Origin of the sequence: Clostridium putrefaciens, from assembly GCF_900461105.1 — a bacterium.
GTDB lineage: Bacteria > Bacillota > Clostridia > Clostridiales > Clostridiaceae > Clostridium_L > Clostridium_L putrefaciens.
Genome location: NZ_UFWZ01000001.1, coordinates 321,548 through 337,302 on the forward strand (window position 1 = coordinate 321,548; position 15,755 = coordinate 337,302).

The window sequence follows — 15,755 nt, forward strand, 5'->3', positions numbered from 1 at the left end:
ATTGGACATTCCAAGTCAAGGACAAAAGCTTAAAAGCTTGAGAACTAAGTTAAAACTAACTCAAAAGGATTTAGTTATTGAAGGAGTTACAAGAGAATTTATTAGCATGGTAGAAAAAGGGAAACGGAAATTTAGTAAAGCCACAGCTATTTGTTTTATGGAAAATATAATAGAATATGCAAAGGTTAAATCTATAGATATGGATTTAACCTTTGACAAAGAATATCTTTCAAGAACAGTTAGAGAAGATGCTGAAGTGTATTGTAAGTTGTCCCTAGAAAAGTGTTCTACTAAGGAAGAGTATTTAGAAGTTTTAAACATTTGTAAAGAATATGAATTATCAAATGTAATGATTATGGTATATAAAGAAATCGGAGATAAACTTTTAAATGAAGCTAAGGCTGTTGAAGCGTTTATAAATTACGATAAAGCTATAGAAATAATAGATCAAAATAATATAACTGAACATAAGATTCGTACCTTAAATAATATGGGTATATGTAAACTAAGGCTACTACAATATAATGAAGCTATATATTATTTTAATAAGTCTATTGAGCTATCCCATAGTACGAATGACTATAAGATTTATAATAAAGTCTTATATAACATGTGCTTAGTGTATTCTAATATGAAAAATGTATACAAAGCATTACAATATATAAAAGAAGCTAAAGAAAGAAAAGATATTAAAGATGAAAAGAATATATTTATAAAGATAAGAATAATTGAAGCGCTTTGTTATGAAGAAATAGATGATTATAATAAAGCCATAGAGATATATAAGGATTTAAAAGATAATTTAAATATAGAGGATAATATTATACTAGGGAATATATATAATAACTTAGGTATAGCATTATTTAAAAATAAGGATTATGAATCAAGTAAAACTTATTTTAATAAATCTGAAGAACTAAGAATCATATACGATAGGGGTTGTTTATCCCATACTATTATAGATAAATCTATGGTATATACATATTTAAAAGAGTACAGTGAAGCTATAGATATAATTAATCATGGATTAAGCTTATGTAATGAATATAATGATTATAAATATTTAAACAAAGGTTATAAATATCTAGAATATATTTATAAAGAACAAAAGGATTATAGTAAGTTGAAAGAGACATATAACAATATTTTATATCATGCTGGGATTAATAATAACACAAAAGAAAAGATATCTGCTTTAAGTGGGATTGTAAAGCTTGAGATTAGTTTGAAGAATTATGAAGTTATTGGTGAATATATGAATATGATCAATGAAAGTATTGACTTAATTTGAAATAAATTGTAACATGGTAATAGAAGCTTCTTTATTAATATAAGATAATATGTTATAGGAGGTAGTATTATGAAGAAAAATGTACTAATTAAATCTGTTATGACCATGATTCTAGGAGCTATAATTACAACTAGCTCTATTATACCAGTTACTAGAGCTGGGGAGCAGCCAGAACCTGAAATGGCAGCAATAGAATATAACATAAACATTTAAATTTAGCATAATAAAAAAGACCTGATACTTAACTGTCAGGTCTTTTGTTGGATTTGATATAACAGGAGTACGGTTAGGTATAGAATTAATGTTATTCGTAAACTTTTGAATTTATTTCTTCTAAGATAGCATGTACATTAAGGTACAGGTTTAAGCCATTTTATGCTTTAAAATAACTGCTTTTATAGCCATATAGTCTATATCGGGGGAGAGTTCATCCTTAATTGGTTTTAACTTTTCAGCACCTACTTTATTTATAGCTTCTAATATATACCCTTCGCTATCTTTTGGTATAAAATCATCAAGGTCTACGTCCATGCCTTCCAAAAAGCAATCCATAATATGTTTTTGAATAGTCACAGAGCTTAAGTTTCTTGTAGTTGCTATATCATTTAAGTTAAGTCCTTCTTTATATAAGTTGTAACTTTCGTGATGACTTTTAGCCTTGTCTTTTATTATTACAGTGTTAGAAGTTATTTGCGATGAAAGAGTTGTATCATCTCTAACTATTTCATTTTCTTCCACATATTCTTTTATTAAATTCAAGAACCTATCACCATACTTTTCAAGCTTGCTCTTACCCACACCTTTAATTTCCCCAAATTCAGCTTCGTTTAATGGGAGCTTTGTACTTAACTCCTTTAAGGTAAAGTCGGCAAATACTACATAAGGTGGAATACTAAGCTCTACTGATATGGATTTTCTTAAAGCTCTTAATAAATCAAATAGTGTATCATCCTTTTCTACAGACTTTTCTAATTTTACTATTTGAATAGATATACTTTCTTTATTTTTTAATGCTAGTTTTGATTTAGAGGTTAATTTCAATAGCGGATATTGCTCACTAGTCATTAGAAGGTAGCCATCAGCTATTAACTTATTTATAACCTCATCTAAAAACTTCCTGTCATATTTTTTCATAAGGCCATAAGTAGATAGTTTATCTAAACCAAATCTTAATACCTTTTGATTTTGGGATCCTTTCAATACATCCATAATAATATTAACTCCATAACGTTCGCCAGCTCTATAAACACAAGAAAAAATCATTTGAGCTTCTGTAGTTATATCCTTTAATTCAATTTCATTAGTACAACTGCTGCAATTATTGCAACTATCAGCTATATCTTTTTCACCAAAATATTCTAATATAAATTGTCTAAGACACTTTTGCGTGTAAGAGTAGTCAACCATTGTCCTAAGGTTATTATAATCTTGAAATTTTTTATTCTCGTCCATAGGAGAGGTGTCTATAAAATACTTTTGAGTTTGTATGTCTTTGTTGTTAAATAAGAGTACACACTCACTAGGCTCACCGTCACGGCCAGCACGACCAGCTTCTTGGTAATAGGCCTCTAAGTTTTTTGGAATAGCATAATGTATTACAAAACGTACATTAGATTTATCTATACCCATACCAAAGGCGTTGGTTGCTACCATAAGGTTTAAATTTTCATACATAAAGTTATCTTGCATTTCTCTTCTAATATTTTCAGCTAAACCAGCATGATACATACCTGTCTTATATCCATTTTTATTTAATAAATTATATAATTGCTCTGTTTCTTTTCTTGTAGATGTGTAGATTATTCCACTTTCATCTTTTTTATTAGATAGATAGTTTAAAATAAAGGTTTCCTTGTTCTCACCTCTGAATACTTTAAAGTTTAAATTAGGTCTATCAAAACCTGTAAAAAACATATTAGGATCATGTAAGTCTAATAAACTTATTACATCTTTTTGAACTACGTCTGTTGCAGTAGCTGTGCATGCAAGTATTGTAGGTCTTGGATTAATTGTACTTATAAAACTATTAACATTTCTATAGCTTGGTCTAAAGTCATGACCCCACTTTGATACGCAGTGAGCCTCATCTACAGCAATTAAGGGTATTTTTATGTCTATATTTCTAAAAAGGTAATTAATATTATCAAGGCCTTCTGGTGCGAGATAGACTAATTTATATTTATCTTTAGATATATCTAAAACTCTTTCTTCTACCTCGGATTTAGATAGGGTACTATTTATGTAGGTAGCTCCAATGCCTAAACTATTAAGACCATCAACTTGGTCCTTCATAAGTGAAATCAAAGGGGATATAACCAAGGTTATTCCATCTAAGACTAAGGCTGGTATCTGATAACATAAGGACTTACCAGCTCCCGTAGGCATAACAACAAAGCTATCTTTTCCATTTATGATACTATCTATGGCCTCGCCCTGGCCTTTTTTAAAGTTTTCATAACCAAAGTAGGTTTTTAATAAATTTAATGTTTCATCTTTATACATTTACACGCCTCATTTTAATTTATATTTAGCCTAATCACTGACTTATATTAATAGAAACTTATAGTTATTTACAACCACATTCTTTATGAATCAATTAAGTACTAACTTATACTAAGAGAAATATTATTTAGGTAATTTAATAATTACAATGAAACTCTTTTAAGTATTGACTGATTTTAATAAAAGTAATCAACAAAATTAAGTAAAATTTGTTGATGTGTTTAAATTTATTTTAAAGAAAGGCTTTAGGTCATAAGCTATTATATTTAATATATCAATGCATCAATATATACATTTTAACATAGTTAGTATTTTAAAAAAGCCTTATTTATTTGTAGCAACATTCATTTGAAACTTTTTTATGAAAATTTAATTTTTAATGGCTTTTTTTATACAATTTAATTGCCAAATATGATATGCTATAATTATAAGAAAATTTTTAAGGAGGTGTTATTTTGAAAAGAACAGTAGGCATTATTTTTATATTTATAAGTATATTTGTTCTATCAGGATGTGTTGCTGCAAATGGAAATAAAATTAGGTATGAGGGAAAAAGTGAAAATTTTATAGGAAGTTTAGAGCTTGATAAAGAGATGGATAATAAGTTATTAATACAATATAAAGATAATAACACCATCCCTAAAAGTATAAGGTTTAACTCAGAAAGCTTATCTGGATATGATTTTAGTGGAAGCTCAGATTACTCTGAAAGTTTAAAGGCTTTTAGTGTGATATTTAAAAATACAAAAAGATTAGAACAATATTTTCAAGAAAATATTGATGAAGATAATTTAACTCTTACAATAAACTGGGAAGATAAAAGTGAAGAAATCAAGTTGAAAAAGGTTAATTAAAAATATGTAAGTGAAGAAATTTAGTTAAAAAGATTTAACTAAAATACTTGAAAGTAATAGGATAACATGCGTTAACTACTCTAAACCTAAGCGGATGGGGAAACTGCCCATAGGAATGTTAAAATTGAAAGAGGGATTTATATATGTACAATTTAAAGGTTAAATTAATACACAAAGAAGCAAGACTTCCGGTATCAGCTCATAAAGGTGATGCAGGATTAGACTTATTTTCTGTAGAAGAGATGGAGATAAAACCTAGTGAGTCTAAGTTAATACATACTGGGATAATAATAGAACTTCCTAAAAATACAGAAGCGCAGATAAGACCAAGAAGTGGACTTGCTTTAAAGAATGGGATAACAGTACTAAATACCCCAGGAACTATTGATGAAGGATATAGAGGGGAAATATGCATAATCTTAATTAATCATGGCAAAGAAGTATTTAAGGTAGAAAAGGCTATGAAAATAGCCCAAATGGTAATAAAGCCTACGGTATTAGTGAATGTGGAAGAGATAGACGAATTAACTACAGACAGTGAAAGAGGACAAGGTGGATTTGGATCTAGTGGACTTTTATAAAATTATAACTTGATGGAATATATTGAATGGAATATATTGGGAGCACCTCTAAGGTACTGACATTTAGTGTCAGAACTGAAGGGGTGCTCCCATTTTATTGAAACATATAGGTGATTAGATTCCTACAATTGTGTCAATAATTAAAAGATGAATTAATGGCTTAATACAAAGTTAAGAAAGGAGAAAACAGATGCTTAAATATTTTAATAACAGAAGATTAATTAGAAATTTAATTATAATTATTTCAACTTTAATTATTTTGTCATATGCTGCTCTTTGCTTAAAACTTTATAGTAAGGATTTATCAACATTTAAGGAATGCTTTGATAATGGGGATTACATAAAAGCGAATTCAATTATTTTAAATAAAGGGAACTTTAATATTATAAAAAAGATTAAGATTAAGAAGGATTTAAATACTTATTTCTTAAATTGTATAGAACAATTAGAGATTAATGAAAATGAAAATAATAATGAAATTAGTGAAATCTCAAGAGAATATATATTATATACATTAAGGGAAATTGAAAGATATGATGTAGTTAATTCTAAAATTACAGAAATAAAAGATTCTATGCCTATGATTTCTAGTTCAAGAGATGTATTTGAAAAGGCGTATAAACTATTCAATGATAAGGATTATGTATCAGCAATGAAAGGGCTTAATGAAATAACACCAATTTACCCTGAATATCTAGAAGTTTTAGATATGAAGATAAACTGTTACTCAAAAATAAAAGAAGATACTTTAGATAAAGCAGATAAGCTTGCAAAGGATAAGTATTACTCTAAAGCTATATCTTTAATTGAAGATAACCTCTCTTTACTTAAAGAAGATAAAGAACTTATAGATAAGGTTAAAGAGTATGAAGGTGAAAAAGGTAAGTATCTTTCACGAAAACAGAAGGAAGAAGTTCAAGCTGTATTTAATAAACAGGAAGTTTCGGCAAAGCAAAATATAAATTCCTTTGATATAGCAAGTGGTACTAATTATTTAATTATTGTAAATATAAAAGATCAAAAGACCTACGTATATAAGGGTAGTAAAAATAAATGGTCTCTTACAAAAGAATTTTTATGCTCTACAGGCGTAAATGGGAAGGAAACACCTAAAGGAACCTTTACTGTACAAAATAAGGGAGATTGGTTTTATACTGATAAGTACGATCAAGGAGGTAAGTACTGGGTAGGATTTAAGGGAAACTATCTTTTTCACTCTGTACCTTTTGATAAAGAACAGAAAAAGATAGTAGATACTACTTTAGGGAAACCAGCCTCTCATGGTTGCATAAGATTAAAAGTTGATGAATCTAAATGGGTATATGATAATGTACCTATTGGATCAAAGGTTATTGTTAAGTAGAATGTAATATAATTAGAGATGTACTTTGGTTAATGTATATTTTATTTTATAAAAATATAAAAATATAAAAATATAAATATAAAGATATAAAAATATAAATATATAAAAGATTAAAGGGTTATAATCTTTGGGTTATCACCCTTAAAAGCTTTTTCTAAAATTTCTATAACTGTTAATAATTCATCATCATTAACTAGTTTTGGCTTATGGTACATTATAGCTGAATAAATGTTATCATAAACCCTTCCATAATCTCCAATAGGAGTTTCAATAAACTTAGTTATTTCTTCCCCGGTGGTGCTAATATAATTCATAAGCCCATAATCATTTGGTGTATCCAATCCGAAGCCTTTCGTTTCAGGCAGGATACCTTTTTTTAGGAATTCTTCTTGCCTATCTATTGACCTTTTTATAAAGCTTCCTCTTTTACCATGAATAGTGAACCTATAATAAGGAAGCTTTACTAAATGACTAGTTTTTAACTTAACCTTGAAAGTATTATAAAACAATTGTATCTCATAATAGTCATCAGCATTAGAGGGGTTTCTTATGGATTTAACATCATAAAACACCTTTTCAGGTCTACCAAATAAGGAAACTACTTGGTCTAATATATGCACACCTAAACCAAAAACAGATCCATTGTAATAGTCTAGATTATTACTAGTATCTTCAGGTCTATAATAATCAATATGTGATTCTAGTTCTACAATCTCTCCTAAATTACCACCATCTATAACTTTTTTTAAGGCCAAAAAATCAGAATCAAATCGTCTGTTTTGATAAGGCATTATAGTAAGCCCTTTAGATTTAGCCAAGTCTAATAACTTCTTTGTTTCTTTAAGTGTTGTTGCAAAGGGCTTTTCCACTAAGACACTTTTATTATTTAAAAGGCAAAGATTTGCAAGATCATAATGAGTGCTAGGTGGAGTACAAATAGTTACAAGTTTAACCTCATCATCATTTAACACATCAGATATATTATCAGTAAAACTTATATTGTGATTCTTAAAGTCTTTTTCAAGTTCTAATTTCCTATTTCTATTGTAGATCCATTTAACATTTATATCTTTTCTAAGCAGTATATAAGGTAAGTGATATCTAGTAGCACTTTTACCAAAGCCTAAAATAGCCATATTAAGTTTCATATCATATTACCTCCCTTATTTCGGATGCACCCCAGAGGTTTACCCATATTATGGGGACACCTCTAGGGTGGTTCCAGTTTTTAGCACTTTTAAATAAACCTTTTCTCCTAGGTTATAAGATGTGAGGGTATCTGATTTAACCTCAAAAATATTATCTTTAGTTTTAACTGTGTAGAGATAGAATGAACCAGAGAAAACTTTATGTGAACTACCACCACTTATAGAAGTGGATAGCTTCTTGGTCAATACTACTATTGTAACAAGTTTACCCAAGATATCAAGGGCAGTACGACCTCTCTAACAATATATCTTTTATTACATTGATAGTTTTAGTAGATTTTTAGTAGCATTTATATCTCTATTAATTATCATTCCACATACTAGACATATATATTTGTTCCAGTTTCTTTAGTGAACTTTTTGAATAGTGGTTTATAATCCTACGATGTAGATACTATACTTTTCCAATATGATTCTACATTTATTTCATTTCATAGCAACATAATTAAATATAGGATGCTTTGGAGCTAGTGATGCCCACGTGGTAAATAAAATAGGCACCTATGCTACAAAGTTTTCTCATAACATAAGGGATGAAAAAGATTTTATAGAAGCAATTAAACAAGGGAATTTTTGCCCAGTTAGAAAAAAAGAGCAGGGATTTGAAACTATCAATGTTTATGATACTTTAAAGACAACGTAATTAAGTAAATGTTTATGAAAATTTAAGGATGGCATAAAGGATAATTTATCAAAATGTAGATTTTGTAAAGCAAACAATTCTGTTTATAATATTGACATTTTATTTTATATCTGATACCATGAGATGAATTTAATGAAACAATTCATTTTAAATACTATGAAAAGAAAGAGTAAGATATTAATCTTCCAAAGAGAGCTCCTGTTTGGTGTAAAGGAGAGAAGGAAATATACTGAATACGTCTTGGAGTATCACACTTAAAGCTTAATTTGTTTAAGTAAGTAGGCTGTTGACGGATCCTTCCCACGTTATAGGGATAGAGTATTATATTGTACTCGAAAAGGTTTATATGGTGACATATAAATAAATTAAGGTGGTACCGCGAGATTATATACTCTCGTCCTTATAGCTTAGCTATAGGGACGGGGGTTTTTTATTTATTTAAAAGACATTATGTAATAATCTTTATTTTAGGGGAGAATTCTCAATTAACAGTAAAGATTATTATAGGGGTATAAGTATCCAAAACAACTATAGCACATCATGTGAAATTAGAGAGGAGAATTATTATGATAAGTGTAGATGAACAATTAAAGATTATTAAAAAGGGTGCAGCAGAAATTATAAATGAAGAGGAATTAAAAGAGAAGCTTGTAAAAGCAGAAAAAGAAAATAGACCTCTTGTAGTAAAGCTAGGACTTGATCCAAGTGCTCCTGATATTCATATAGGTCATGCAGTAGTTTTAAGAAAGATAAAGCAACTTCAAGATTTAGGTCATAGAGCAGTAATAATTATAGGTGACTTTACAGGAATGATAGGAGACCCAACGGGTAAGTCTAAAGCAAGAAAACAACTTACAAAAGAGCAGGTTATGGAAAATGCAAAAACTTATGAAAAGCAAATCTTTAAAATATTAGATAAAGAAAAGACAGACCTACGATTTAATAGTGAATGGCTTGAAAAGCTTAATTTTAGAGATGTCATAGAACTTTCAGCAAAATACAGTGTAGCTAGGATGCTTGAGAGAGAAGACTTTAAAAATAGATTTAAAAATGAAATAAGCATAGGAATTCATGAGTTTTTCTATCCTTTAATGCAAGCTTACGATTCTATAGCAATAGATGCAGACATAGAGCTTGGGGGAACTGATCAAAGATTTAACATATTAATGGGTAGAACTATGCAAAAAGAATACGGCAAGGAATGCCAAATTGCTTTATTCATGCCTATATTAGAAGGCCTTGATGGTAAGGAAAAGATGAGTAAAAGTCTTGGAAACTACATTGGGATTTATGATAGTCCGGAGGTTATGTACACAAAGACTATGGAAATACCAGATGATCTTATAATAAAGTACTTTGAGCTTGGAACTGATATACATCCAGATAAGATAAATGAAATGAAGGCCAATCTTCAGTCAGACAGCGTAAATCCAAGAGATATAAAAATGAGTTTAGCTAAAGAAATAGTAAGATTATATCATAGTGAAGAGGATTCATTAAAAGCTGAACATCATTTTGTACATGTGTTTCAGAAAAATCAAATGCCTGAAGATCTAGAACCTGTAACAATAACTGATACTATGAACTTTATAGAAGTTATAGTATATGCAAAGCTTGCATCATCTAACAGTGAAGCTAGAAGACTTATAACTCAAGGTGGAGTTAGGATAAATGGAGAAAAGGTTAGCGACTTTAATGATGTAAAATTAAAGGATGAAGATATAATACAAGTAGGAAAGAAAAAGTTTGCTAAGATTAAGCTATAAAATGAAGCTAAAATTATAATAACTCAAAATAAAAGATAACCAGTAAATATGCTAATGTATTTACTGGTTATCTTTATTTAAAGCACCTTACTTAGGAAATCTTTTGTTCTAGGGTTTTTAGGATTTGAAAATATATCTAAAGGCTTGCCTTCTTCTACAATATTTCCATTATCCATAAACAAAACTCTGTCTCCAACTTCTTTTGCAAAGCCCATTTCATGGGTAACAACAACCATGGTCATGCCTTCTTTTGCTAGATCTTTCATAACAGCTAAAACTTCTCCAACCATTTCAGGGTCAAGTGCTGAAGTTGGTTCATCAAAAAGCATAACATTAGGCTCCATTGCAAGAGAGCGAGCTATAGCTATTCTTTGTTTTTGGCCACCTGATAACTGAGAAGGATAACTTTTTGCCTTTTCTCTAAGTCCTATTTTATCAAGTAATTTAAATGCTATAGATTCAGCTTCTTCCTTTGATTTACCTTTAACCTTTATAGGAGCTAAAGTTATGTTATCTAAAATTGTTTTATGTGGGAATAGGTTAAACTGCTGGAATACCATTCCCATTTTCTCTCTTAACTTATTTATATCTACCTTTTTGTCTGTAACATCTTGTCCTTCAAAGACTATATGTCCAGAGGTGGGAATTTCTAAAAGGTTAAGGCATCTTAAAAAAGTACTCTTTCCAGATCCAGAAGGACCTATAACCACAACTACTTCGCCTTTTTTAATCTCTTCATTAACACCTTTTAAAACTTTGTTATCACCAAAGTCTTTAGTTAAATCCTTAATTTGTATCACTTTTATTCATCCTCCTTTCAGCTATTCCAAGTAATTTTGAAAGGCTAAATGTAATTATGAAATAAAATAAAGCTGCAACTATTAGAGGCTCAAAGGGTTGGAAGGTTGTACCCCTAACAGTATTTGCATTATACATAAGTTCATGAATGCCTATAACGGAAACTATTGATGATTCCTTTACAACTACAATAAATTCATTACCTAAAGCAGGTAAGATATTCTTAAAGGCTTGGGGGATTATAACATTTGCCATAGTCATAGAACTTCCCATACCTAGACTTCTTGCAGCTTCTGTTTGTCCTTTATCCACGGCATTTATGCCAGCTCTAATTATTTCAGCTACATAAGCACCACTATTAATAGACATGGTGATAGTTGCAGCGACTAAATCTGGAAGCTTTATTCCGATAGCTGGCAGACCATAATATATAATATAAAGTTGCACAAGAACCGGAGTACCTCTTATAAATTCTATATAAATAGAGGATACAAACCTTAATATCTTTTTATTTGAGAGTTTCATAAGAGAAAGTATAAGACCTATTAATGATCCAATTATTACTGTGAAAAAGGCAAGGATAAGGGTGAACTTAGCACCCTTAAAGAAAAAACCTGAGTATTCACCTAAAAAGCTAAAATCCAATTTAAATCCCCCTTGCTATTCTTCTATTAGTTGATTATATTTAACTACGAAATCTTCAATTATATTATCTTTAGTGAGCCTGTCTAAGGTTTTATTAATAGATTCTAAAAATTCACCTGAATCCTTACTAAGTGCTATAGCAGATCCGCCTTCTCCCTCTTCTTCAAGTTTTGGAACAGATAAAGTCATATCAGAATTTCTTTTTATGTAAGCTTTTGCTACTGGCTTTTCAACAACTATTGCATCAACCTTATTATTTTTAAGTTCAAGTACTAAGTCTGTAACCTTACCAAGACCTTTGATTTCACTACTTTTTAATTGATTATTTGCCATCTTTTCTTGTAGAGAACCCTTTTGAACACCTATCTTTTTACCGTTAAAGTCCTCTAAGGAGTTAAACGTGTCCTTATCTTCAGTTCTTATTATTATGTCCTGCAGAGCATTGTAATATATATTTGAAAAGTCGGCTTTTTTTCTTCTTGTATCATCAGGAGACATACCTGCCATAACCATGTCCACATTACCTGTATTTAAAGCAGCTAAAAGACCATCAAAATCCATATCCTTTACCTCAAGAGTTACCCCAAGGTCTTTTGCTATTTCTTCTGCTATAGCAATATCAAAACCTACAATAGTATCCTTGCCATCTATATTTTTATGAAATTCATAAGGTGGGTAATCAGCACTTGTACCAAGGACAAGCGTCCCAGAAGACTTAACCTTATCTAAGTGACTTTGATTTGTATTATTATCTTTCTTTCCACAAGCGGATAAGGAAAATACCATAACTCCGATAATTGCTACAGATAATATTGTTTTTAATACTGTTGTTTTCATTTTAAAATCTCCCCCTAAAATAATTTATATACACATTTAATAAAGTTTGTTTGCTATCTTGTGGATAACTAAGATGTTTTTAGTATTGTCCACATTTAAATTAAATGAATGTTGATTGTTTTTTAAAAACTAATTAGTATGTGCATAATTATACAACTAATGATTATAAATATGCAAGTATAATTTAAAAATATATTTTAAGGGAATGATATTAATTATAAGGTATGAAGTGAATGTCGCTTAAATATTAGCCTGTCGCTATGTGAAGCACTCCATAACAAGCTATATATTATATACTGATATTAAAAGGGGTAATGTATAACCATGTATAATGTGTTCGTAAGTTATATAAACTTTCTAATAAATAGTGTATAAATATTAATAGAAAACACACGTATATCTTCATCTTAAAGTTAGAAATTATAAGGCAGCGTATAGGAATGTAAAGGTAACATAAGAGAAACTGAGATTATGCAATTTAAAGTGTGATAATTAGGTTAAATTAGTGTATTAACTTATAGGAAGGGTTAATATGAAACTTGATATATAGTAATATATAACTTATAATGTAATTATAATAAGCTTGTTATTTATATGAAATAAATAGAACAAAGTAAGACAAAATTGTGATAATATGAATATATTAGATTGTAATATGTAGTGTTAATTTATTCTATGGGTAACATCTGTAACACTCCTATCCTCTTCAATGTGGGGACTTACGGTTGCTACGCCCCTGGATAAGTTCTTATAATAGTTAGATGGAGAGATGTATTACTTATAAGCAAACTACATCTGAGTCTAAGAATCACTTGATAAGGGTTTAATTGTTTTTAGTTGAACATTTTTAAAATACAAAGGTTTTCAATTAAGAATTTTAAATAAAACTATAAAACTATAAAACAATAAGTGGGGTGATTGTAATAAATAAGTTCACAAAAAACCGTATTTTATTTGGAATTGTTATGGTATTTGTTTTTTTAACTAGTAGTTTGGTATTTGATAGCATGGAGTCAATTGGATATAAACACTCAAATGATAATGTTGCCTTTGCAGCTGAGATAACAAGCGATAAAGTTGTAGATGAAGTATTAGATCATGAATTTATGTATTTTGATATTAGTGATACGAAGAGTGATATGAAACTTCTTGCAGCAAAATCATCATCTGGTGGATTTAAATCTGGTGGTTTTTCTAGTCGGAAATCTAGTGGTGGTGGAAGTAAAAAGTCAAGCTCACCTAAGTCACCATCAAAGGCACCTTCTAGTGGGATTAAATCTGGAGGATTTTCTAATACAAAAAAGAGTGGTGGTAAGAGTACTAAAACTCCAGAAAAACCTAAGTCGCCATCAAAAGCACCTTCTAGTGGGATTAAATCTGGAGGATTTTCTAATACAAAAGAAGGTGTCACTGATGTTAAGAGTGAAAAGGATTCAAAAGATAATACATCAAAGCCAAATCCTTCAAAGTCAGCTCCTGGTGGATTTAAATCAGGAGGATTCTCAAACACTAAAGAAACTGATAATATAAAGTCAGATAAAGACAAAAAGAGTAGCTCAGAAAGTGGTAAATACGAAAAATCAAAAAAGAGCTTTATACCAATACCTATTCCTTTTTTTGGACGACGGGCTAGGGGCGTAGGATATGGTTCATCAACATCTTTCGTAGGGGGTATGTTTAAATTATTAGTATATATTATATTGATAGTTATAATCATAAATGTTATCAAAAAACGTGGTAAAAGGAAAAAATAATTAAAAAAATATGGAGGTAATACAAATGGGAGTATTTTCAAGAATATCAAATATGTTTAAGGCAAAGGTGAATAACGCATTAGATGAGGCAGAAAATCCAATAGAACTTTTAGATCAAAAGATAAGGGATATGGAAGAAAATCTAAATAAGGCTAAATTAAGTTCTGCTCAGGTTTTAGGAAATGTACGTGAAACAGAAAAGAAAATGGTAGTGTCTCAAAATGAGTCAAAAGATTGGGAAGAAAAAGTAAAGCTTGCTGTTTCTAAGGGAAATGATGATTTAGCTAAAAGAGCACTTGAAAGAAAATTAGATGCAGATAAGAAACATTTATCTCTTCAAAGTAGCTATAAAGAAGCTAGTGGTAAAGCTGAATTCTTAAAAAAGAATTTAAAAGAGTTAGAAGATGAAATTCAAAAAACTAGAAGTTATAGAGATGAGGCAGCAGCTAGAATAAATAATGCTGAGGCATCAAAACAAGTTAATGAAATACTTGCAAATGTTCAAACTAAGACAAACTCAATTAAAATTGATGATATCGAAAGAAAGATTCAAAAGAAAGAAGCACTTGCTGAAGGCCTAGGAGATTTAAAACAGGTAGATAGCTTAGAAAATGAGTTCGAAGCCCTTGGAGGCACAACTGACTTAGATGCTGAACTTGCAAAGTATAAGAATTAATAATAGGTGATAATATGAGTAAAGATTTAGAGTTTTTAAAGTTAGAAAAAGATGTTTGGGGAAAGGTTTATGTTGATATAAGCTATGGTATTGATAACGTAGCACCTTTTCTTAATGAAAATACACTTAAAGTAAGAAAGTATTATGGGAAAGTAGATGTATTAAAAAGGTATATAACACTTTTAGAGAACTCAGATGCAGAATGCAAGAAAAACGCATCATCTTTTTTTGGAAGGTTTAAAGAGAATAATTCTATTTTCTTAATATCCTCTTATAAAAATGATAATATACTACAATTTAATCAATTAAAAAATTGTTCAAAGTGTGCCTGTTTGAATTGTCCTAAAGACTGTGATTTTAATAGTTGCAGAGGTTGTAGGGAGGATTCCTTTATAAAAAAATGTGATCATGAAAAGATTAATATGACAGTGCATGATAACTTTATATTAAATTTAACTAACAATAGTACTGGACGTCCTTCAAGTTATAAGGTTCTTGCAACACTTCAGGACTCTGCACTTCAAAGACAATATATAATTATTGAAAATGTTATAGATAAAGAAGACAAATTTGTGCTGTACTATTATCCTGGAATAAGCGAGGATGACTATGGTGAAATCTCTGATGCAGAGGAATTTGATTTTATAGTTGAAACATTTGGAGTGTAATAAAAAAGGGTAGAGCTACAAAAGATATAAACAATCAAAATATATATTAAACTTAATAAAAGAAGGGTTCTGAAGAATTTAATTTTCAGGGCCCTTTTTAAATTTTTCGTATTAAAATATAAAGACTCGCAATATTTACATTTAGATAATGAGGACTTATTGGTATAAT

The 15,755-nt window shown here is 29.6% G+C and carries 15 protein-coding genes and 1 other annotated feature; of the genes, 10 read left to right on the forward strand and 5 right to left on the reverse strand.

What is annotated here, in order from left to right; genetic code table 11:
* Window position 1: 1 nt before the first annotated feature.
* Complete coding sequence (locus DY168_RS01540) at window positions 2-1,291, forward strand: helix-turn-helix transcriptional regulator (protein WP_172556230.1); 1,290 nt, start codon at window positions 2-4, stop codon at window positions 1,289-1,291.
* 69 nt (window positions 1,292-1,360) lie between these two features.
* The gene (locus DY168_RS14570) at window positions 1,361-1,504 is read left to right on the forward strand and encodes a hypothetical protein (protein ID WP_172556231.1); all 144 of its coding nucleotides are present in this window, start codon (window positions 1,361-1,363) and stop codon (window positions 1,502-1,504) included.
* Window positions 1,505-1,654: 150 nt separating this feature from the next.
* Here the strand turns inward: DY168_RS14570 and recQ are convergent, their stop codons facing one another.
* The gene (recQ, locus tag DY168_RS01545; RefSeq protein ID WP_115640170.1) at window positions 1,655-3,793 is read right to left on the reverse strand and encodes a DNA helicase RecQ; all 2,139 of its coding nucleotides are present in this window, start codon (window positions 3,791-3,793) and stop codon (window positions 1,655-1,657) included.
* Window positions 3,794-4,248: 455 nt separating this feature from the next.
* Here recQ and DY168_RS01550 point away from each other — a divergent pair, with 455 nt between their 5' ends.
* From DY168_RS01550 to DY168_RS01560, 3 genes are all read left to right on the forward strand, one after another.
* Window positions 4,249-4,647 (forward strand): hypothetical protein, encoded by a 399-nt coding sequence (locus tag DY168_RS01550; protein ID WP_115640171.1) that lies wholly within the window; start codon window positions 4,249-4,251, stop codon window positions 4,645-4,647.
* Between the two features lie 143 nt (window positions 4,648-4,790).
* Window positions 4,791-5,228: a dUTP diphosphatase gene (dut, locus tag DY168_RS01555; protein ID WP_115640172.1), complete on the forward strand. Its 438-nt coding sequence runs from the start codon at window positions 4,791-4,793 to the stop codon at window positions 5,226-5,228.
* Between the two features lie 190 nt (window positions 5,229-5,418).
* Window positions 5,419-6,591 (forward strand): L,D-transpeptidase, encoded by a 1,173-nt coding sequence (locus DY168_RS01560; RefSeq protein WP_115640173.1) that lies wholly within the window; start codon window positions 5,419-5,421, stop codon window positions 6,589-6,591.
* 110 nt (window positions 6,592-6,701) lie between these two features.
* Here DY168_RS01560 and DY168_RS01565 read toward each other — a convergent pair whose 3' ends face one another.
* Window positions 6,702-7,739 (reverse strand): oxidoreductase, encoded by a 1,038-nt coding sequence (locus tag DY168_RS01565; RefSeq protein ID WP_115640174.1) that lies wholly within the window; start codon window positions 7,737-7,739, stop codon window positions 6,702-6,704.
* A 511-nt stretch (window positions 7,740-8,250) separates the two neighbouring features.
* On the opposite strand from DY168_RS01565, the gene DY168_RS01580 reads away from it, so the two are divergent.
* Both DY168_RS01580 and tyrS read left to right on the forward strand, forming a co-directional pair.
* A complete protein-coding gene (locus tag DY168_RS01580) occupies window positions 8,251-8,442 on the forward strand; it encodes a PHP-associated domain-containing protein (RefSeq protein ID WP_278286365.1) in 192 nt (63 codons plus the stop codon).
* A 147-nt stretch (window positions 8,443-8,589) separates the two neighbouring features.
* Window positions 8,590-8,847, forward strand: a binding site (T-box leader).
* A 161-nt stretch (window positions 8,848-9,008) separates the two neighbouring features.
* A complete protein-coding gene (gene tyrS / locus DY168_RS01585) occupies window positions 9,009-10,208 on the forward strand; it encodes a tyrosine--tRNA ligase (protein ID WP_115640176.1) in 1,200 nt (399 codons plus the stop codon).
* Window positions 10,209-10,285: 77 nt separating this feature from the next.
* Here the strand turns inward: tyrS and DY168_RS01590 are convergent, their stop codons facing one another.
* The 3 genes from DY168_RS01590 to DY168_RS01600 are packed head-to-tail and all read right to left on the reverse strand — an operon-like array spanning window position 10,286 to window position 12,488.
* A complete protein-coding gene (locus tag DY168_RS01590; protein WP_115640177.1) occupies window positions 10,286-11,008 on the reverse strand; it encodes an amino acid ABC transporter ATP-binding protein in 723 nt (240 codons plus the stop codon).
* Window positions 10,995-11,651, reverse strand: a complete 657-nt coding sequence (locus tag DY168_RS01595) for an amino acid ABC transporter permease (protein ID WP_115640178.1) — start codon at window positions 11,649-11,651, stop codon at window positions 10,995-10,997. Before DY168_RS01595 ends, DY168_RS01590 begins: the two co-directional genes overlap by 14 nt.
* A 15-nt stretch (window positions 11,652-11,666) precedes the next feature.
* The gene (locus DY168_RS01600; protein ID WP_115640179.1) at window positions 11,667-12,488 is read right to left on the reverse strand and encodes a transporter substrate-binding domain-containing protein; all 822 of its coding nucleotides are present in this window, start codon (window positions 12,486-12,488) and stop codon (window positions 11,667-11,669) included.
* Between the two features lie 965 nt (window positions 12,489-13,453).
* Here DY168_RS01600 and DY168_RS01605 point away from each other — a divergent pair.
* From DY168_RS01605 to DY168_RS01615, 3 genes are read left to right on the forward strand one after another with little or no spacing between them, the layout of a single operon-like run.
* Window positions 13,454-14,242, forward strand: a complete 789-nt coding sequence (locus tag DY168_RS01605) for a hypothetical protein (protein ID WP_147291406.1) — start codon at window positions 13,454-13,456, stop codon at window positions 14,240-14,242.
* Window positions 14,243-14,267: 25 nt separating this feature from the next.
* Entirely contained in the window at window positions 14,268-14,918 is a 651-nt protein-coding gene (locus DY168_RS01610; RefSeq protein WP_115640181.1) for a PspA/IM30 family protein, read from the forward strand.
* 14 nt (window positions 14,919-14,932) lie between these two features.
* Window positions 14,933-15,586, forward strand: a complete 654-nt coding sequence (locus tag DY168_RS01615; protein WP_115640182.1) for a DUF1292 domain-containing protein — start codon at window positions 14,933-14,935, stop codon at window positions 15,584-15,586.
* Window positions 15,587-15,755 lie beyond the last annotated feature (169 nt).

Excerpts from the sequence above, each read along its gene's own strand:
- DY168_RS14570 (WP_172556231.1), top strand. The coding sequence starts at position 1,361 with ATGAAGAAAAATGTACTAATTAAATCTGTTATGACCATGATTCTAGGA.
- recQ (WP_115640170.1), bottom strand. The coding sequence starts at position 3,793 with ATGTATAAAGATGAAACATTAAATTTATTAAAAACCTACTTTGGTTAT.
- dut (WP_115640172.1), top strand. The coding sequence starts at position 4,791 with ATGTACAATTTAAAGGTTAAATTAATACACAAAGAAGCAAGACTTCCG.
- DY168_RS01560 (WP_115640173.1), top strand. The coding sequence starts at position 5,419 with ATGCTTAAATATTTTAATAACAGAAGATTAATTAGAAATTTAATTATA.
- DY168_RS01565 (WP_115640174.1), bottom strand. The coding sequence starts at position 7,739 with ATGAAACTTAATATGGCTATTTTAGGCTTTGGTAAAAGTGCTACTAGA.
- tyrS (WP_115640176.1), top strand. The coding sequence starts at position 9,009 with ATGATAAGTGTAGATGAACAATTAAAGATTATTAAAAAGGGTGCAGCA.
- DY168_RS01600 (WP_115640179.1), bottom strand. The coding sequence starts at position 12,488 with ATGAAAACAACAGTATTAAAAACAATATTATCTGTAGCAATTATCGGA.
- DY168_RS01605 (WP_147291406.1), top strand. The coding sequence starts at position 13,454 with ATGGTATTTGTTTTTTTAACTAGTAGTTTGGTATTTGATAGCATGGAG.
- DY168_RS01610 (WP_115640181.1), top strand. The coding sequence starts at position 14,268 with ATGGGAGTATTTTCAAGAATATCAAATATGTTTAAGGCAAAGGTGAAT.
- DY168_RS01615 (WP_115640182.1), top strand. The coding sequence starts at position 14,933 with ATGAGTAAAGATTTAGAGTTTTTAAAGTTAGAAAAAGATGTTTGGGGA.